Below are 17,889 nucleotides of genomic sequence, written 5' to 3' on the forward strand. Positions count from 1 at the left end.
AAGCCGCCATGGACCGCCTGACGCTCGCCGTCGTCTCGCGCAACTACTTCAACATGCCGGCCTGGATGGGGCTGCATGCCGGGCTGTTTGCGGCCGAGGGCATCGACCTCGCCATCGACCACATCGAAGGCATCGAGGAGGTCAACGAGCGTGTGCGCGACGGTCGCGCGCAACTCGCCTATGGCGTCACGGAGCACGTCATCCTCGATGCCGAAGCGGGCGGGCACCAGGTCATCATCGGCGGCAATGTGAACCGGCTGCCCTTCTCGCTGGTGGCGCGCGCCAGCATCGACGGCATCGCCGGTCTGCGTGGCAAGCGGATCGGGGTGTCGTCGCTGCGCGCGGGGTCGTCGTCCCTCATCATGAGGCTGTTGGCGCAACACGGGCTGCACTACCCGGGCGACTACGAACTCGTCGCCTGCGGGCCGATCCTGGCGCGCTGGGACCTGCTGCGTTCGGGCGGCATCGATGCCGGGCTGCAGGGCGCGCCGCTGAATCACATGGCACTCGACCAGGGCTTCGTGTCGTTGGCGGAGCCGCGCGACGACTTCCAGTTCACCAGCCTGGACGTGGACACGCGCTGGGCCACGGCGAACCGCGACCTGCTGTTGCGCTTCCTGCGGGGCTTCCTGCGCGCGCATGAACGCTTCCATACAGATCGCAACCTGGCGCGGCAGGTCGCGATGGCCGAGAGCGGCATCGAGGCACGCTACGCCGACAGCGCCTGGGAGGAATACACGCAGGGAGAGATCTTCCCCCGCGATGCCGAGGCCAGCGAAGCCGGCGTGCAGGCGCTGATCGAAACCAGCGCGTTGATCCGCGACCTGCCCACGCGCGCCCGCACGCGTGCGGAGGACTACATCGACCGCACCTGGCTGGCGCAGGCGCGGGCATCGCTGTGAGCGCCATCGACTACGGCGACCGCGCGCGCATCGGCTTCCTGGTGCCCTCCGGCAACCAGGTCTGCGAGGCGGAACTGCACGCAATGATGCCCCGGGGCGTCGCGGCTCTGGTCACGCGGCTCGAATTGCGCGGAAGTTCCGAAGCGGAATTGCTGCGCATGGTCGAGGGCCTGGAAGCGGCGGCGCGGCTGCTGGCGGATGCGCGGCCGGCGCTGCTCGCCTTCCACTGCACCGCCGTGTCCACCTTCGCCCCCGCCATGGCCGAGGCCATCCCGCGGCGCATGACGGAAGCGACGGGCCTGCCCGCGATCGCGACGGCCGATGGCATCCTGGCGGCCTTCGCCGCGCTCGACGCGCAACGCGTGGTGCTGGCCACACCCTACATCGCCGAGGTGCATGCGCGTGAGGTCGCATTCCTCGCCGCGCACGGGATCGAGGTGGCCGGAGGATCGATGCTGGGGCTGAACACCAATGCGGAGATGGCCGCGCTGCCTCCCGGGCGCATCCGCGATCAGGTCCATGCGGCCGTCGCGGGATCGTCGGGGGCGCAGGCCTGCTTCATCTCGTGTACCGCGATCCGCTCGGCCCCGCTGATCGCGCCGCTGGAGGCGGAACTCGGCTTGCCGATCGTCACCAGCAATCAGGTGATGGTCTGGCATGCGCTGCGGCGCTGCGGCATCACCGATGCGGTGCCGGGCTTCGGGCGGCTGATGGCGCTGGGCTGACTTGTCCGGGCGCGGCATGCGCCTATCATCCGCGCGTCCAACCCGGCCACGACCGGGCCCACGGAGGAAACCCGCATGACCCGCACGACCCGCCGCGGCCTTGGCGCCGCCGCCATCGCCATCGCATCCGCGCCCGCCATCCTGCACGCGCAGGGTCGCACGGTGCTGCGGATCGGCTGGACCAGCGGCGACGGTGCGCAGGACCCCTATGCCTCCGGTGCGCGCCTGTTCAAGCAGGGTCTCGAACGCCGCGTGGGCGAGCGCGTGGACGTGCAGCTGTTCCCCAACCGCGCACTGGGTGACGAACGCCCGATGCTGGATGGCATGCGGCTCGGCACGGTGGACATGGGCGTCATCACCAATGCGGTGATCGCGCAGATCGAACCGGCCTTCCAGGTCAACGACATGCCCTTCCTGTTCTCCAGCGAAGACCAGGCGCATCGCGTGCTGGACGGCACGGTGGGTACGGCGCTGAAGACGCGACTGGAAGCGCGCGGCGTGGTCCCGCTCGGCTACATGGAGGGCGGCTTCCGCCAGATGATCAACAACATCCGGCCGATCGTGCGGCCGGAGGACCTGCGCGGCATCAAGTTCCGCGTGCTGCAGAGCCCGATCTACATCGAGATGTTCCGCAGCCTCGGCGGCAATGCCGTGCCGATGGCCTGGGGCGAGACCTTCACCGCCGTGCAGCAGGGCGCGATCGACGGGCTCGAGATCCCGCTCGGCGTGATCGACCAGAACAAATACTACGAGGTGACGAAGTACCTGTCGCTGACCGGGCACATCTATTCGATGATCGGGCTGCTGATGGCCAAGCGCAGCTTCGACCGCCTGCCTGCCGACCTCAAGACGGCCGTGCAGGAAGCCGCGACCGAGGCCACGCGCGCCCAGCGCGCCGCCAATGCTGCCGCCAATGCCGGCCTGCTGGAGAGCCTGCGCCGCCACGGCATGCAGGTGAACGAGGTCGCCGACAAGGCCGCCTTCCGCCGCGGCGTACTGCCGATGTACGAGGCCTTCCGCGGCCAGATCGGCGCCGACATCGTGCGCGACGCGCTGGCCGCCGTGCAGTGAGGCTGCTCGCCGCCGCGACGCGCGCCGTCGCGGCGGCGACGCGATTCTCCGTGGCGCTCGCCGCGGCGGGAATGCTGGCTGCGATCGTCTACCAAGTGGTGATGCGCTACGTGGTCGGCGCGGCATCCTCCTGGAGCGAGGAACTCGCGGTGCTGCTGTTTTCTTGGAGCGTGCTGGGCGGATTGGCGCTCGGCGTGCACGAGGGATTCCATGTGCGTCTCACGTTGTTGCCGGACACGCTGCCGGGCAGGGCGCGCGTGGCGTATGAACGGCTGGTGGATGCGCTGACGGCGGCGCTTGGCGGTTTCCTTGCCTGGTCGGGCTGGCGCTTCCTCGACATCACCTCGGGCTCGGTCTCGGCGGCGATCGGCTATCCGACGGAGATCCTGAACGCGCTCGCCATCGCCTGTGGGGCGCTGGTCGCGCTGTTCGGGCTGGAGCGCGCGCTGCGCCCCGGCGGCGCGGTGGACGCCGCGGCATGAGCGAGGTGGCCTGGTTCCTGACCGCCGGCTTCGCCGTGTTGGTGGTGCTGGGTGTGCCCTTCGCGATCACCATCGCCCTGGTCGTCGCCGGGGCGCTGATCGCGGCCGACATCGAGCCGGCCTTCCTGGCGCAGTCGGTCATCAGCGGGTCGCAGTCGTTCAGCCTGCTGGCAATCCCGCTGTTCATGCTGGCGGGGGAGATCATGACCGCCGGCGGGCTGTCGCAGCGCCTGGTGGATTTCGCCGGCACGCTGGTGCGGCATCTGCGCGGCGGTCTCGCGATGGTCACGGTGCTGGCGGCGCTGGTGTTCTCCGCCATCTCAGGTTCCGCGCCGGCGACCACGGCGGCGATCGGCGCCATCATGATCCCGGCGATGGCGGCGGCGGGGTATGACCGTGCCTTTGCTGCCTCGATCGCGGTCAGTGCGGGCGTGCTGGGGCCGCTGATCCCGCCCTCCATTGCCTTCGTCATCTGGGGGATCGTGGCGGAACAGTCGATCGGGCGGCTGTTCCTGTCGGGCATCGTGCCGGGGATCATGATCGCCGCTGGCCTGATGGCGATCTGCTGGGTGCATGCCTGGCGCCACGATGTGCCGCGCCTGCCGCGCGCCAAGCTGCGCGAGGCGGGCCTTGCCTTCGCGCGGGGGCGCTGGGCGCTCGCCTCGCCACTGCTGGTGCTGGGCGGCATCTATGGCGGCGTCTTCACGCCGACCGAGGCGGCTGCCGTCTCCTGCGTCTATGCCCTGCTGGTCGGGCTGTTCATCGAGAAGCAACTGACGCTGCGCGCGCTGCCGGGCATCTTCGCGAGCGCGATGCGCACCAGTGCGATCGTCTGCGCCATCATCGCTGTCTCGGCCGGCTTCGGAATCCTGGTCGCGCAGGAACAGATCGCGACGCGCTTCGCAGCCTGGCTGGGCGAGAATGTCGGCGAGAAATGGATGGCGCTGGCGGCGCTCAACATCGCCTTCTTCCTGATGGCGGCGGTGATGGACGAGATCGCCATCATGGTGATCCTGGGGCCGATGCTGATCGCCATCGCCAACAAGTTCGGCGTGGACCCAATCCATTTCGGCGCGATCATCGTCACCAATGTCGCGATCGGCATGGCCGCGCCCCCGATCGGCTATTGCCTGTTCATCGGCATGGCGATCAGCGGGCTGTCGCTCACGCGCATCAGCCGGGCGATCTGGCCGCAGATCCTGTGGATGCTGGTGGTGCTATTCCTCACCACGTACATCCCAGGCTTCGCGCTGATGTTCCAGCCCGCCGCGCGCTGATCAGAAGCCGTAAAGCCGTGCCGGGTTGTCGACCAGCACACGCTTGCGTTCGGCGGCACCCGGCGCCCATTCGCCCAGCAGGTCGAACAGCGCGCCATCTTCCGGCATCCAGGACGACAGCGAGGGGTGCGGCCAGTCGGTGCCCCACAGGCAACCATCCGGCGACGCATCCAGCAACGCGCGCGCGAAGGGCGCCACATCCGCGAAGGGCGGCCCGGCCGAACTGATGCGGTAGCCGCACAGCTTCACATAGGTCCGTGGCCCGCCCAGCAGCCGCAACAGCGCCTGGAAGCCGGCACCGTTCAAGCCATCGGCCGTGCGCACACCACCCATGTGGTCGATCACGACAGGGATCGGCAGCACGGCGAGGCGCGGTGCCAGGTCCGGCAACTGATGCCCCTCCGCATAGACCTGCAGGTGCCAGCCCAGCGGCGCGATCCGGCGCGCGAGCGTGTCCAACTGATCGAGCGGCGTGCCATTGCCGCTCACCGCATTGAAGCGCACGCCGCGCGCGCCGCGCGCATGCATCGCACGTAGCGCCGCCTCGTTGAAACTGTCATCGACCACGGCGACCACGCGCGCGCGGTCCAGCCCGAAGCGCTCCGCCGCATCGAGCGAGCACTCATTGTCGGTGCCATAGACCGAGGGCTGCACGATCACCATTCGGCCGATCCCCAACGCCTCGGCCATGCGCAGATAGGCCGGGACCAGCGCCGCCGGCGGTTCGTAGTGCCGCCCGGCGTCCAGGGGGAAGCGGTCATAGGGCCCGAAGATGTGGAAGTGGCAGTCGCAGGAAAGCGGCGGCCCCTTCCAGGACGGCGTCGGCTCAATGTCGAGCGGCGGGAGACAGGGATGCATCACGCGATCTCCCGCCGCACGATCGCCGCCCCTTCCACCAACGCGCGCATCTTGCCGTCCGCGACCTCGCGCGGGAGGTACTTCATGCCGCAATCGGGTGCGACGATCGCGCGCGCCGGATCGATATGCGGCAGCGCGCGACGGATGCGCGCGGCGACGGTCTCCGCACTCTCGATCCGCTGGTCCGCCAAGTCGATCACACCCAGGATGATGGTCTGGTCCGGCAGCTGCTTCAGTACAGTCGTGTCGAGGTTCGACTGCGCCGTCTCGATCGAGATCTGCCGTACCTTGCAGCGGCACAGCTCCGGCAGGAAGGAATAGCCGTTCGGCCGTTCATGGATGATGGCGGCATAGCCGAAGCAGATGTGCAGCGCGGTGGTGCCGGTGATGCCATCGAGCGCGCGGTTCACCGCGTCCAACCCGAAGGCGCGCGCCTTCTCCGGGCGCGCCTGCATGTAGGGCTCGTCGATCTGCACGATGTCGGCGCCGGCGGCGAACAGGTCGCGGATCTCGGCATTCACCGCCGCCGCGTAGTCGTTCGCCATCTCTCCTTCATCCTTGTAGAAATCGTTCTGCGCCTGCTGGGACATGGTGAAGGGGCCGGGCACGGTGATCTTGATCATGCGGTCCGTGTTGGCGCGCAGGAAGGCCACGTCGCGCGTCTCGACCGCATGGCGGCGGCTGATGCGCCCGACCACGCGCGGCACCGGGTTCGGATGCCCGCTGCGATCGAGCGCCGTGCCGGGGTTGTCGATGTCCACCCCATCCAGCGCGGTCGCGAAGCGGTTCGAGTAGCTTTCGCGGCGCATCTCGCCGTCGGTGATGATGTCGAGCCCCGCCTTCTCCTGCGCGCGGATCGCCAGGAGGGTCGCGTCGTCCTGCGCCTGTTCCAGCGCCTCGGGCGCCACGCGCCAAAGCTCGGTTGCGCGCACGCGCGGTGGGAAACGCCCGGCCAGGCGCTTGCGGTCGATCAGCCATTCGGGCTGGGGGTAGGAACCGACGAGCGAGGTCGGCAGCAGCGTGGCGGTCATGATGTTTCCTCCGGTGCCGCGAGGCTAGCGGCGGTGCGCGCGCCCGGCCAGGGGCTGCCCTTGCCGCGCCGCCCGTTCGGCGAAAGGATGTGCGCCATGGCGACGCATGATCGCCGTGCAAACAAGGGAGGCTGACGATGCGCAGGACGCTGCTGGCGGCTGCCGCGATGCTGGCGATGGGTTGCGGTGCCGCCACCGCCCAGACCCGCTGGACCATGGCCACGGCCTACGCCGAGGGCAACTTCCACACCCGCAACATCCGCGCCTTCATCGAGGATGTGGAGCGCGGCACCAACGGGCGCCTGAGCATCCAACTGCACCCCGCGGCGTCCCTGCTGCAGATGCCCGCGATCAAGCGCGGCGTGCAGACCGGCCAGGTGCAGCTGGGCGAGGTGCTGCTCTCGGTCCACGGCAACGAGGACCCGTTCTTCGAAGTGGATTCCGTCCCCTTCCTCGCCGACACCTGGGAAGCGACCGCGGTGCTCGATCGCGTCAGCACGCCCTTCATCGCCGCGCGCATGGAACGCCAGGGCGTGCTGCCGCTGTTCGCCGTGCCCTGGCCAAGCCAGGCCTTCTACACCCGCAATGAGATCCGCATGACGGACGACCTGCGCGGCCTGCGGTTCCGCACCTACAACGTGCTGACCACGCGCATGGCGGAGCTGATGGGCGCGGCGCCGGTCACGGTGCAGGTGGCCGAGATCCCGCAGGCCTTCGCCACCGGCGTGATCGCGGCGATGTTCACCTCGGCGCAGACTGGCGTGGACACCAGCGCGTGGGACTACGCGCGCTACTTCACCGATGTCGGCGGGATGCGCGCGCGCAACTTCATCATCGTCAACGCGCGCGCCTTCCGCGGGCTGGACGAAGCCACGCGCAACGCCGTGACGCAGGCGGCGGAACGCGCCAGCGCGCGCGGCCTAGAAGCCGCCAAGGCCGCCGAGACCGAGATGGTCGAACGTCTGCGCGCGCGCGGCATGGTGGTCAGCACGCCCTCGCCGCAATTCCTGGCGCAGCTGCGCGAGGTCGGCGCGCGGCAGACCCAGGAATGGGCGCAGCGCGCCGGTCCGGAAGGCCAGCAGCTGCTGGAACGCTTCCGCGCCACCGCGCAGCGCTGACGGTCAGCTGTTCCAGTCCGCCGCGACGAAGCGGAACCCTTCCCCTTCGCGGGTGATGAAGCCGTTGGAGGGGAAGGGGAAGTGGTACCCTGTCACGCGCACGCGGTCAGTCGCGGCGCGGTCCAGGATGCGCCGGCGCGATGCTGCCGCCGCCGCGCCGTCGAAGTCGAACAGCGAGACATAGTCCGGGCGGCGCACGAACAGCTCGGGCCTGTGGGTGATGTCCGCCAGCATCAGCATCTGATCATTGCCGTCGGCCACCTGCACCACCGTGTGCCCCGGGCTGTGGCCATGTGCCGCCACGGCGCGCAGGCCGGGCGCGATCTCGCCTTCGGGCGCGAAGCGGCGGATGCGGCCCTGGTAGGGTGCGAAGCGCCGCGCGACATTCGCGAAGTTCACGCGCTGTCCCTGTGGGCTGCGCGTCTCGTTGCCGGCATCGGCCCACCAGGCGTGCTCGGTCTCGCAGATCGCGACCTCGGCATTCGGGAAGACCGCCTGGCCCTCGGCGGTGGTCAGCCCATGGATGTGGTCCTGGTGGCAATGCGTGATGACGACCAGCCCGACGCGCGCGGGATCGAGCCCCGCCGCCGCCATGTTCGCCGCCATGCGCCCCGCCGTCGGCGTGAGCTGGCCGCCGGTGCCGGCATCGATCATCACCAACTGCCGCCCGGTATCCACGAAGGTCACGTTGTAGGGGCCGATGTAGTGATCGGTGGGCAGGAAGCTTTCGGCCAGCACGGCGCGCACCGTCTCGACCGGCGCGTTCAGCACCAGCCCGTCGATGTTGCGGCGGGCGAAGCCGTCATTCACCACGGTCACGGTGAAGCCGCCGACCTTGAAGCGATGGAAGCCAGCGGCCTGAGGCGGGCCGGCGGGCGCGGACTGCGCCGCGGCCAGCGTCGGAAGCAGGGCTGATGCGGCGGCGCCGAGGCCGGCCTGGCGACGGGTGATCATGGCGTTGGTTCCTCCCTGGGTCCGCATCATGGCATGCCCGGCGGTGCCGCCCCAGCCGTCACTACGGCGCATCCTCGCCGGGCAGGGGCGGGGTGCCGCGCGTGTGGAAGCTCTCGACGGTGCGCAGCCCCCAGGCCTGGCCCTTCTTCCGTTCGGCTTCGGTCCAAGTGATGGTCTTCCAGTCGGGTGCGAGCACCAGCCGCGCGCCGGCATGGGCGACCTCCACGCGGTTGCCGCCGGGCTCATGGACATACAGGAAGAAGGTCTGCTGCACCGCGTGCTTGTGCGGCCCGGTCTCGATCGGCACGCCGGCGTCCAGGAAGGTGTCGGCCGCCTGCAGCACGGCCTCGCGGCTATCCAGCGCGAAGGTCACGTGGTGGAAGCGGCCCGGGACACCGTGCGCTTCCTTCGTGAAGGCGAAGTCGTAGGATTTGTTGGTGGCGGTCAGCCACATGCCCGCCTCCTCGCCGCTGTCGAGTTCGATGCGCTCGGTGCAGCGGAAGCCCAGCGTGCGTTCGAAGAATGCGCGGCAGGCGCGCACATCGACGGCCAGGCAGTTGAAGTGGTCGATCCGCCGGACGTTCACGCCGCGAGCGGGGTAGCGTTCCGGCTGGTTCTTCAGCGCTGCGCGGCGGTCGTCCGGTGCCGCGTACCACTCCGTCTCCCAGTACAGCTCGAAGACATGCCCGTCCGGGTCGCGGAAGCGGAAGGACGGGCCATGGCCGACATTGTCCGTGACCTCCGTGACCTCGCAGCCATCCGCGCGCAGCGCCGCCACGCGGCGTTCCAGCGCTTGCGCGCTGCGCGTGCGGAAGGCGGCATGGCCTAGGCCCGAGGTCTTCGACGCCGTCAGTTGCAGCGAATACCGCTCGTAGTCGTCCCATCCGCGCAGGAACACGCTGTCGCCCTGCGCACCGCTGACCGTCATGCCCATGACGTCGCGAAAGAAGCGCAGAGAGTCGTCAGGCTTCGGCGTCAGCAGTTCGACATGGCCGAGATGGGCAACGTCCATCACCGGCTCCGGCGGATGCATCGGCCCCGCTCAGGCCTCGACGCTGGACATGGCGGGCGCCGGCGCGACGGCTGTCTCGCCCAACATGCGCCAGGCGCCGCCCATCAGCACCTCGCTCGGCCGGAAGCGCGCCTTGTAGGCCATCTTGCGGCTCTCCGGCACCCAGTAGCCGAGGTACACGTAGGGCAGCCCCAATTCGCGCGCGCGGTCCACCAGCCACAGCACCGCATGGGTGCCGAGCGATCGCTTCTCCGCCGCCGGGTCATAGAAGGAATAGACCGCCGAAAGTCCGTCGCTCAGCCGGTCGGTCAGGCAGGCGCCGAGCAGCCGGTCGGTCGCGTCGCGGAATTCGACCACGCCGGTGCCGATCGGCGTGTCCTCGACCATGGCGCGGTAGTCGTAGAAGCCCATCGCCGCCATGTCGCCATCGGCATGGCGCGCCTTCTGGTAGCGGTGGAACAGCGCGAATTGTTCGGCCGTGGCGCGTGCCGGCATCTCGGCCGCGGTCACGTCAGCGTTGAAGCGCGCCACCTTGCGCTGCGTGCGGTCGGGTTCGAAGGCGCCGGCGACGATGCGGATCGGGATGCAGGCCTGGCAGCCGGGACACACGGGCGAATAGGCGATGTTGTGGCTGCGCCGGAACCCCGCGCGGGACAGCCTGTCGTGCAGCCCCTCGGCATCCGTGCCCGAGAGCTCGGTCACGATCTTCCGTTCCGTCCGGCCGGCCAGGTACGGGCAGGGCAGCGGCGCGGTGGTGTAGAAGAACTGCGGTCGGCGGGAGGAGCGGTGGAGCATCTGGGTCTCTAGTGTCGGCGCGCGCGCGGCGGGAATCAACCGGGAGATGGCGTCGTGGGGTGACATGGCTCCGTGGCGCTGGCCGCGGTGATGGCACGCACGTCTCGTGCCCGCGCGCCACGGCCGGGATCGGGCGGCCTGCCCGGCGCCTGCCTCACGGTGCCAGCACCACCCGCCCGCCCGGCGAACCGGTGGGCAGCCCGAGGCGGATCACCCCGCCGTCCCGCCAGCGCGCCAGCAGGTCCGACCAATGCCCGCTCATCGGATGGCCGGACTGCCCGGTGGCGATGATGGCATGGGTGCCCGATGGGTCGGCCAGGTCGAACACGCCGCGGAACCCCGCGCCATGCACATTGGCGAAGATGCCGCCGGGTTCGGCGCGCAGCCCGGCACGATTCACCGTCTCGCCGTCGCCCGGCGAGGGCGTGGCGATGCGAGTGAGCGCGCCCAGGCCCGGGACGAAGCGCAGCAGCGGATGGTCGAAGCGCGCGGGATGCGCCGCACCCCAGCGCCAAGCGGCGGGGTCCGCGCCATGGACCGGGACCAGCTCCGCCACCGCCGTCGCCATGGCCGCCGAGAGCATCGGCCCGCAGCCGCCCTCGCCGCACCAGGCCGCGCCGGTCGGCGCGTGGGTCAGCACGCGCTGCAGGAATTCGGGGCTGGCGCGCGCGGCATCCTCGGGGAGGCGCGCGCGGGCGAGCACGTCCCGGCCGAAGCGCGCCAGCGTGGCGTGGAAGACCAGTGGCTGCGGCAGGTCCATGCGCATCTCGCCGGTCCAGCCGCGCAGCAGGTCGGACGCGGCGCCTGCGGTGCCCTCGGGCCGCGGGGCGGCGCGCAGCGCGGGCAGCACGGCCTGCGCGAACAGCGAGACGACATCCGCCTGCATCGCCGCGAAACCCGCCACGTCATGACGCGGCGAGGCCTCGAGCATCTGCCCGATCCGCCGGAACCGCCAATCCCCGTTCCAGTCGCGCCCGAGAAACGCCGCATGCCCCGGTGGCACCACCCGGTTGTTGGCGTTCACGATCACGCCGCTGGCCGGATTCTCGACATGCGGCAGGTCCGCGAAGGGGATGAAGCCCGTCCAGTCGGCCCGCCCGTCCCAGCCGGGCACGGGCAGGCTGCCATCGCCCGACCGCCGCACCGGAATCCGCCCGGTCAGGTACATGGCGATGCCGCCGCCGGCCTCGGCCACCATCAGGTTCTGCGATGGGCTGGTGATGAGGGCCGCGGCCGCCCGCGCATCGGCCAGGCCGCGCGCACTGTTCAGCGCCAGCAGCCCGGCCGCGGCGGTATCGCCGGGCGCGAGATTCGCCGCGGCCAGCGCCAGCACCGTGCCGTCGGACCGCCCGCCCGGCGCATCGAGGTCGCTGACCACCGGCCCGTGCCGCGTCTCGCGCACGCGGATCGTGACCGGGGCGGACCAGCGCACGCGGATCACTTCCTCCCGCACCACGAAGGGAACCGGCCCATCGGGGGTCTGGTACGCGTCAGGCCCGGAGAGCCGTTCGACGAACAGGTCCTGCGTGTCGGAATGGGTGGTGGTGAAGCCCCAGGCCAGGCGTTCGTTGCGCCCGATCACGATGCCCGGCACGCCCGGCGCCGTCGCACCCGACAGCACCCGCCCGCCCGGCAGTTCGATGCGCGCGAGGTACCACAGGATCGGCGCCTGGTAGCCGAGATGCGGGTCGCTCGCGAGCAGCGGAGCGCCGGTGGTCGAATGCGTCGCCGCCACCGCCCAGGCATTCGACGCCATGGAGGGTAGCGGCGCATCGACCGGGAAGCGCGGCACCGCGGCCGCCAGCCGGTCCAGCGCCGCACGGTCCAGGCCCGGCATCCTCGCGAGGTGACTGCGCGGCGCCGTGCCCGCGTCGGTCAGGCCCGGCAGGTCGGGCCGCCCCGGCGTGGTGTCGGCCGGCCAGAGGTCCCCCAGCCGCTCCGGCGGCAGCAGCCCCGCGAGGCGCGCACGATCCAGTTCGGTGCGCCAGTTCCCCGACAGCCACAGCCCCATCACCTTGCCCCAGAGCAGGCTGTCGACCGGCCGCCAGGGATCCGGCGTGCCGAGCAGCAGGAATTCCGGCGCGGCGAAGCGACCGCGCGCCGCAATCCAGGCATTCACGCCGCGCGCATAGGCCTCCATCGCGCCGCGGACGTCGGGCGCCAGCGCGGCGAGGTCGGCCTCCGCGCGCGGCACCAAGCCTAGCACCCGCATGTAGCGGTCGAGCCGTAGCGCGGAACTCCCCGCGACCTCCGCCAGCCGCCCGCTCGCGCCGCGGCGCATGCTGTCCATCTGGAACATCCGGTCGCGCGCATGCAGCCAGCCGAGCGCGGTCCAGGCATCGGTGTCCGACTGCGCGATCACGGTCGGGATGCCCTGCGCGTCGAAGCCGATCTCGACCGGGGCGGACAGCCCAGGCAGCTGTACCCCGCCGTCGCGGGCCGGCAGCGTCCACCACACTGCGGCGACGGCGGCCCCCAGCAGCAGCACGACAAGGATCACGAGGCCCGCAAGGGCGCGGCCCGACCAGCGGAGGAATGTCTTCACGCCAGCACAGATGGCGCCGCAGGGGCGGCTTGGGAACCTCTGCCCGGCACGGGGCGCGGCCATCGACGCGGCGGCAGGTTGCTGGTAGGGCCGCGCGCATGCCCGAGACCGACCGGCCCGCCGCCAGGCTGCTGCACGCGGCGGATGGCCTCAGCCTGCACCTGACCTCCGGCGATGGCCCCGCCGGCCTGCTGGTCCTGGCGCCCGACGCCGCGGCCCTGGCCTGGGCCGGGCGGCTCTCGGCGCGGATCGGCCGCCCGGCCCTGGCGCTGCATGCCGCTGATGGCCGCTTCCCCCAAGACGCGCTCGCGCAACTGCTGCCGCAGGCGCGCGCGACATTGGTGGGCCGGGTCGTGCTGCTCGGCGCCGGGGCGGGCGCGATCGCCGCGCTCGAACACGCGGGCAGCCTCGGCGCCACGGGTGTGCTCGCGATGATAGCACCCGACATGGTGCCGGCGGTCGTCGCTGCGCCGGTCTCGGGCGTCGCGGTGATGGCGTTCGATCCGCTGGCGGTGAGGGAGGCCCCGGCACTGCCGGAGGGCATCGTGCCGGCCCCGCTGCGCCACGCGGGCGGGGCCTTGCCGGAGATCCTGCTCGCCAGCGGCGCGCTGTCCGAAGCGATCGACGCCCTGCTGGCCGGCGATGCGGCGCGCGCGGCCATGGCGCTTCGCGTCGCGCGCCTGGCGGCACCGCGGATGCGCAAGCGGCTGGCGGACCGGCTGGCTGCCGCCGGCCATGCGCGCCTGGCCCAGGCCGTCCTGGCGATCGAGACGCGTCCTTGGACTCCGGACGCGCAGGCCGATGCGCGGGTCCGCGTGCTGCAACGGCTCGGCCGCCATGCCGAGGCGATCACGCCGCTGCGCGAGTTGATCCGGCGTCAGCCACGCCTCGCCCTGCCGCGCCGGCGCCTGGCCGCCGCGCATGCCGCGCTGGGCCAGCAGGGGCGCGCGGTCACGGCGCTGCAGGGCGCGAACGGCGTTGCACCGCTGCCCGCGGCGTTGCAGGCGCGGCTGGTGCGCATGCTGCTGCAGGCGCGCCGGCACGACGAGGCCATCGCCGTTGCCGAGGCCGCGGCCGCGACCTGGCCCGCCGCCGCGGCGCCCGCCGCCCTGCTGGGCGAAGCGCTGCTCGCCGCCGGGCGCCGGGATGCGGCGACGGAGGCCTTCGCGCGCGCCGCGGCGATCGACCCTGCCGATGACACGGCGCGCCTGGGGCTGACCGTGGCAGGCGATGGCGGCGGCCGCGACGACGGTCCGGGCCCGGCGCTCGCCGCCCTCTTGGCCGCCATGGCCGCCGACGGCGCTCCGGAGGCCGACTGGCAGAGGGTGATGGATCTTCTGCGCGCGCAGGACAGGCCAGTCGCGGCGCTCGCGGCAGCGGCGCTGGCGCTGGAGGCGGTGCCCTCGGCAAGTCTCGCGGCCCGCATCGCTCAGATGCACCAGGAATCGGGGAGCATCGCCGAGGCGGAGGGCGCCTGGCGGCGCGCCATCGCGCTGGCGCCCGAGGATTCCGCGCCTTGGCTGATGCTGGCCGACCTGCTGGCCGGGCATAAGCGCCACGATCAGGCGGCCGCGGTCGCAACCGAGGCCGCAGCGCGCCACCCCGGCGATGCGCGCCTGGCGCGCCGCGGCGCCGAGCTGCTGATCGCGGCCGGCAACCCGATCGGTGCCGAGCGGGAGGCGCGCCGTGCCCTCGCGATCGATGGACGCGACGTGGCGGCGCACTTGCTGCTGGTCGATTCGCTATGGCGCCAGCATCGCGGCCGCGATGCCGTGCGCGCGGCCGAAGCCGGGCTGGCGGCGATGCCCGAGAGCCAGTCCCTGCGGCTGCGGCTGGGGTTCCTGCACCTGATGCAAGGTGTACCGGCCGCGGCCACCGCCGTGTTCCGCGACGCGGTGCGGCACCCCCGGGCGAATGCCGAAGCCTGGCTCGGTCTGACCGACGCGCTGTGGCGCGCGGGCGAGGTCGCGGAGGCCGAGGCCGCGGCGCGCGAGGGCCTGGCCGCCTATCCGCGCCATGTGCAACTGCGCACGCGGCTGGGCCAGCTGCTGCTGGCCGGCGGCGACGCCGAGGCCGCGCGCGCCGCCCTGGCCGAGGTGATGGCCGAGGATCCCGGCTCGGAGACGGTGCGCCTCGCGGTCGCCGATGCGCTGTGGCGGCAGGGCCGGCGCGCGGAGGCGCTGGCGGCGGCACGGGACGTCGCGGTGGCTGTCCCAAACGACCCGGCGGTCGCGGCGCGGCTGGGCCACCTGTTGCTCGAGACCGGCGACGCGGATGAAGCGGCGTCGCAGTTCGAACGCGCCATCGCCATCAAGCCCGACCTGGTGCCGGCCTGGACCGGCCTGTGCGACGCGGAGCGCTTGCGCAAGCAGATCAAGCCGGCGATCGAGGCCTATCGCCGGGCGGAGGCGCTCGGCATGGACCGCATGACGCGCCGCATGCTGCGGTTCCGGCTGTTCGGGGAGCTCGAGGAATAGCGACGAGGAGCCCGCGTGGCGCTGTCACGGCGCGCTTTCGGATCGCGCGGCGGCGGCCCGCGCCCGGCCCCGGCGACCCGACGACAGTCGGTCGGGTGGCGGAGCGGGTCGGTGCCGATCCCGGCAAGCACGCCGAACGCGCTACAGGCCGCAGGCGGCATCCAGGAAGGACCCGCCGAGCGTGGCCGGTTCCGCCGGGCGGAAGCCTGTGCCGCGCGGGCGTTCGGCATGCACCGGGTCCTGCGCATTCTGTCGCGCGAACCACGCACCTTCGAGTGGGCGCCATTGCCGTTCGGCGCAGCGGTATTCGCCCAGGAAGCGGACCGATTGGGCGCGCCCGCCGGTCTCCGGGATCGGGATGGATTCACGAAGGTTCAGCAGGATCCAGGCGCGGCGCACGCGGCCCGTGGAGACCAGGCCGCGGGTCTGCACATAGCCGCTGACGATATCCCCGCTGGTGTTGAGCGCCGGGATCGCCTGCCAGCCGGGCGGCGGGGGCGGGGCAGGGGGCGGCGCCTCGGCCGGCGGCGGTTCCGCCGCGCAGCCGGCCAGCAGCAGCGCGAGCACCGCGGCGCCCGCAAGGCCGGGGTTCCGGCGCATCACGCCATGTTCACCATGATGGTTTTCTTGTGCGTGTTTGGCCTGGGAGCGCCGCAACCGGCCTGGGGCCTGGGGTTGCGGGTCAAGCACGTCATACGGGGGTGCATCTGGGGGGTGCCTGACATTCTTTGACCAAAGGCAGTCTAGCATGGCCTTTGGGACGGGCCATGACGCCCTTCCGCCTTCGCCTATTCACTCGCTGGGTTGGCCAGTATCGCCCGCGCCGCTTCGACGCTGGTGCAGCGGCGCAAGGCTGCCACGACCTCGGGGGCGTGGGGCAGGTCACTGAACTCCCATATCTCCAGCGCGAAGGCGACCGTATTGGCGAACAGGACGGGGTTGGCGGCCCCTTCCTCGATGACCTCGCGGACCATCATCTCGGCGTCGGGGTGAAGCACGGCTATCCTCCTGAATAGGACAAATAGCCTAGCACGTCTAGGCGAATCTGCCTAGGACGGGGGTGGGTCGATCACCAGCCGCGTAATCGCGTCCGCGTAGTAGAGTCTACGAATCTCGGCCACGGCATCAGCGGAAAGTCGGACGGGCACGGCGCGCCCATCGCGGAAATAGACGGTCATACCCCCCTGGACAAACGCCAGCCTCTCGACCAGCGCGACCTCGGTGCCGTCAGGCGTGTTCCAGGTGACCAGCATGGATCACCTTGCGGGGCGGAAGGCGATAGAGGGCATTGCCGCCGACTTCCTCGAGACGGCCTGTGACCAGGTGTCCGTATTGGGCCATCACCGAGAGGATAGTATTCCCCGCCGCAAACGGGATTCCCGCAGCCTTCGAGAACTGGTCCGCGCTAAACGGAGGCGGCAGGGCGGCCATCACCGATCGGTATTGGCTCGCCCATGCCTGCGCCGCTGGCACAAACGGATTGACCTGGAGGCACCATAGGCGACCGTTGTTCCGCGCGACGCGGTAGGAACTATCGGCAAGATCGCCGATGTAGAGGAGCTTCCAGGCCCGGAGGTCGTCGATCTGGAGAACCTGCGCGGCATCCGAGATCGAGAACAGGGTCTTGACCCCGAACCGACGCACCAGTCTCCCAATGCGCTTGTCGGTGTGCCGGGGCGGCATCGCATCCAGGATATCAGGCACGACGGCGCAATTCCGCGAGGATGTCGTGCTGCACAGACAGAATGTCCTCCATGATGTCGGACGGATGGCGGCGCTCGACGGGCATGTGAAAGTTGACCCGGTTCGGCGCGGGTGTGGGCTCGGGCACCGCCTCCGGGATGAGGGCGAGGAAGTCGTCCTTCGTCCACTCCTGCATGTTCGGGCCGAGAATGACGACGCTCTGCCCCCCGGTGGCCGGGTTGGTCGAGATGGCGATGCGGAACAGTTGACCTTCCAGCACGGTCCCCACGGTCATGGGAATTCGTGGATCGACCTCCAACGGGGCGCCGATGGCGGCCAGTCGGGCGAGGATGGAGTGCGCCTCCGCATGGACCGCGGGCTCCAGGTCCACGAATGGATCGTGGGGAGTGTAGGTCGGTCGCGTGTGCTCGCTGGCGACACGGATGGCGTCCTGGATCTTCATGATGTGGCTGCCTCTTCGATTTGCGGGGTGGGCTTGGTCTTGGTGAGGGCGTTGAATTTCCGCTGCACGGCGGCGACGCCCGACAGCCCGCACCCCTTGCACTCGATGGTCGGCGAGCCCTCGTCGGGGCGGTCGATGTAGAGGTGGAACTCGCCGCACGACGGGCAGGCTCCACGAACGTTGTTTCCCCCGTTCCAGCAAAGGGGCCAATTCTGCGGAACATGCAGGAGCGACTTTTGCGTCATGCGGTGGCTTCCTTTCGCTTGAGTGTTGTCTTGAACAGGCTCCAGGGGATGGGGGTGCCATCGACCAGGGCCACCACGCTGCCCCCCTGGACCCGGAGCGGCACGGATCGCCCATCGACGACCACGCAGCCGGAGAGGTCCACGGCGATGCCCATCCGGTTCAGCGCCTGCATCGCCTCGCTAATGGCGCCCGTGGTGCGGCCCTCCGCGTGTATCCGCATGAAGAACTGGTCGTCGATCTGCTTGACCAT

Annotated in this window: 20 protein-coding genes; 7 read left to right on the top strand and 13 right to left on the bottom strand. The window is 71.0% G+C overall.

All coding sequences use genetic code 11. The features are described 5' to 3' along the window. Positions 1-8 precede the first annotated feature (8 nt). The 5 genes from MWM08_RS09420 to MWM08_RS09440 all read left to right on the top strand — a co-directional run bounded on the left by MWM08_RS09420 (position 9) and on the right by MWM08_RS09440 (position 4,457). On the top strand, positions 9-902 hold the full coding sequence (locus MWM08_RS09420; protein WP_244459180.1) for an ABC transporter substrate-binding protein: 894 nt from the start codon (positions 9-11) through the stop codon (positions 900-902). Continuing rightward, on the top strand, positions 899-1,627 hold the full coding sequence (locus tag MWM08_RS09425) for a maleate cis-trans isomerase family protein (RefSeq protein ID WP_244459181.1): 729 nt from the start codon (positions 899-901) through the stop codon (positions 1,625-1,627). Before MWM08_RS09420 ends, MWM08_RS09425 begins: the two co-directional genes overlap by 4 nt. A gap of 75 nt (positions 1,628-1,702) precedes the next feature. After that, positions 1,703-2,698: a TRAP transporter substrate-binding protein gene (locus tag MWM08_RS09430; protein WP_244459182.1), complete on the top strand. Its 996-nt coding sequence runs from the start codon at positions 1,703-1,705 to the stop codon at positions 2,696-2,698. Then, on the top strand, positions 2,695-3,180 hold the full coding sequence (locus tag MWM08_RS09435) for a TRAP transporter small permease (RefSeq protein ID WP_244459183.1): 486 nt from the start codon (positions 2,695-2,697) through the stop codon (positions 3,178-3,180). The genes MWM08_RS09430 and MWM08_RS09435 overlap by 4 nt, the downstream gene beginning before the upstream one ends. Continuing rightward, positions 3,177-4,457, top strand: coding sequence for a TRAP transporter large permease (locus tag MWM08_RS09440; protein ID WP_244459184.1), 1,281 nt, complete (start codon positions 3,177-3,179; stop codon positions 4,455-4,457). Before MWM08_RS09435 ends, MWM08_RS09440 begins: the two co-directional genes overlap by 4 nt. On the opposite strand, the gene MWM08_RS09445 is transcribed toward MWM08_RS09440, so the two are convergent. Then, positions 4,458-5,315, bottom strand: coding sequence for an amidohydrolase family protein (locus tag MWM08_RS09445; protein WP_244459185.1), 858 nt, complete (start codon positions 5,313-5,315; stop codon positions 4,458-4,460). Beyond that, complete coding sequence (locus MWM08_RS09450; RefSeq protein WP_244459186.1) at positions 5,315-6,346, bottom strand: uroporphyrinogen decarboxylase family protein; 1,032 nt, start codon at positions 6,344-6,346, stop codon at positions 5,315-5,317. The genes MWM08_RS09445 and MWM08_RS09450 overlap by 1 nt, the downstream gene beginning before the upstream one ends. A 137-nt stretch (positions 6,347-6,483) precedes the next feature. Here MWM08_RS09450 and MWM08_RS09455 point away from each other — a divergent pair, with 137 nt between their 5' ends. Beyond that, positions 6,484-7,464 carry a TRAP transporter substrate-binding protein gene (locus MWM08_RS09455; protein ID WP_244459187.1) on the top strand — a complete coding sequence of 327 codons (981 nt, stop codon included), beginning with the start codon at positions 6,484-6,486 and terminating at the stop codon, positions 7,462-7,464. Between the two features lie 3 nt (positions 7,465-7,467). Here MWM08_RS09455 and MWM08_RS09460 read toward each other — a convergent pair whose 3' ends face one another. The 4 genes from MWM08_RS09460 to MWM08_RS09475 all read right to left on the bottom strand — a co-directional run bounded on the left by MWM08_RS09460 (position 7,468) and on the right by MWM08_RS09475 (position 12,770). Continuing rightward, positions 7,468-8,418, bottom strand: a complete 951-nt coding sequence (locus tag MWM08_RS09460; protein WP_244459188.1) for an MBL fold metallo-hydrolase — start codon at positions 8,416-8,418, stop codon at positions 7,468-7,470. Between the two features lie 61 nt (positions 8,419-8,479). Beyond that, positions 8,480-9,430 (bottom strand): catechol 2,3-dioxygenase, encoded by a 951-nt coding sequence (locus tag MWM08_RS09465; protein ID WP_244459189.1) that lies wholly within the window; start codon positions 9,428-9,430, stop codon positions 8,480-8,482. 30 nt (positions 9,431-9,460) lie between these two features. Continuing rightward, on the bottom strand, positions 9,461-10,225 hold the full coding sequence (locus MWM08_RS09470) for an arginyltransferase (RefSeq protein WP_244459190.1): 765 nt from the start codon (positions 10,223-10,225) through the stop codon (positions 9,461-9,463). Positions 10,226-10,379: 154 nt separating this feature from the next. Beyond that, positions 10,380-12,770 (bottom strand): penicillin acylase family protein, encoded by a 2,391-nt coding sequence (locus MWM08_RS09475; protein ID WP_244459191.1) that lies wholly within the window; start codon positions 12,768-12,770, stop codon positions 10,380-10,382. A gap of 98 nt (positions 12,771-12,868) precedes the next feature. Here MWM08_RS09475 and MWM08_RS09480 point away from each other — a divergent pair, with 98 nt between their 5' ends. Then, entirely contained in the window at positions 12,869-15,247 is a 2,379-nt protein-coding gene (locus MWM08_RS09480; RefSeq protein WP_244459192.1) for a tetratricopeptide repeat protein, read from the top strand. A 141-nt stretch (positions 15,248-15,388) separates the two neighbouring features. Here the strand turns inward: MWM08_RS09480 and MWM08_RS09485 are convergent, their stop codons facing one another. The 7 genes from MWM08_RS09485 to MWM08_RS09515 form a co-directional block, all read right to left on the bottom strand. Next, entirely contained in the window at positions 15,389-15,847 is a 459-nt protein-coding gene (locus MWM08_RS09485; protein ID WP_244459193.1) for a surface-adhesin E family protein, read from the bottom strand. A gap of 188 nt (positions 15,848-16,035) precedes the next feature. Further along, a complete protein-coding gene (locus MWM08_RS09490) occupies positions 16,036-16,245 on the bottom strand; it encodes a hypothetical protein (RefSeq protein WP_244459194.1) in 210 nt (69 codons plus the stop codon). Positions 16,246-16,296: 51 nt separating this feature from the next. Continuing rightward, complete coding sequence (locus tag MWM08_RS09495; protein WP_244459195.1) at positions 16,297-16,500, bottom strand: hypothetical protein; 204 nt, start codon at positions 16,498-16,500, stop codon at positions 16,297-16,299. Further along, a complete protein-coding gene (locus MWM08_RS09500; RefSeq protein ID WP_244459196.1) occupies positions 16,475-16,951 on the bottom strand; it encodes a hypothetical protein in 477 nt (158 codons plus the stop codon). Before MWM08_RS09500 ends, MWM08_RS09495 begins: the two co-directional genes overlap by 26 nt. Continuing rightward, positions 16,944-17,393 (bottom strand): hypothetical protein, encoded by a 450-nt coding sequence (locus tag MWM08_RS09505; protein WP_244459197.1) that lies wholly within the window; start codon positions 17,391-17,393, stop codon positions 16,944-16,946. Before MWM08_RS09505 ends, MWM08_RS09500 begins: the two co-directional genes overlap by 8 nt. After that, positions 17,390-17,638 carry a hypothetical protein gene (locus MWM08_RS09510; RefSeq protein ID WP_244459198.1) on the bottom strand — a complete coding sequence of 83 codons (249 nt, stop codon included), beginning with the start codon at positions 17,636-17,638 and terminating at the stop codon, positions 17,390-17,392. The genes MWM08_RS09505 and MWM08_RS09510 overlap by 4 nt, the downstream gene beginning before the upstream one ends. Then, positions 17,635-17,889: a hypothetical protein gene (locus tag MWM08_RS09515; protein ID WP_244459199.1), complete on the bottom strand. Its 255-nt coding sequence runs from the start codon at positions 17,887-17,889 to the stop codon at positions 17,635-17,637. Before MWM08_RS09515 ends, MWM08_RS09510 begins: the two co-directional genes overlap by 4 nt.

The sequence above is a fragment of the Roseomonas fluvialis genome (assembly GCF_022846615.1).
Taxonomy (GTDB): domain Bacteria; phylum Pseudomonadota; class Alphaproteobacteria; order Acetobacterales; family Acetobacteraceae; genus Neoroseomonas; species Neoroseomonas fluvialis.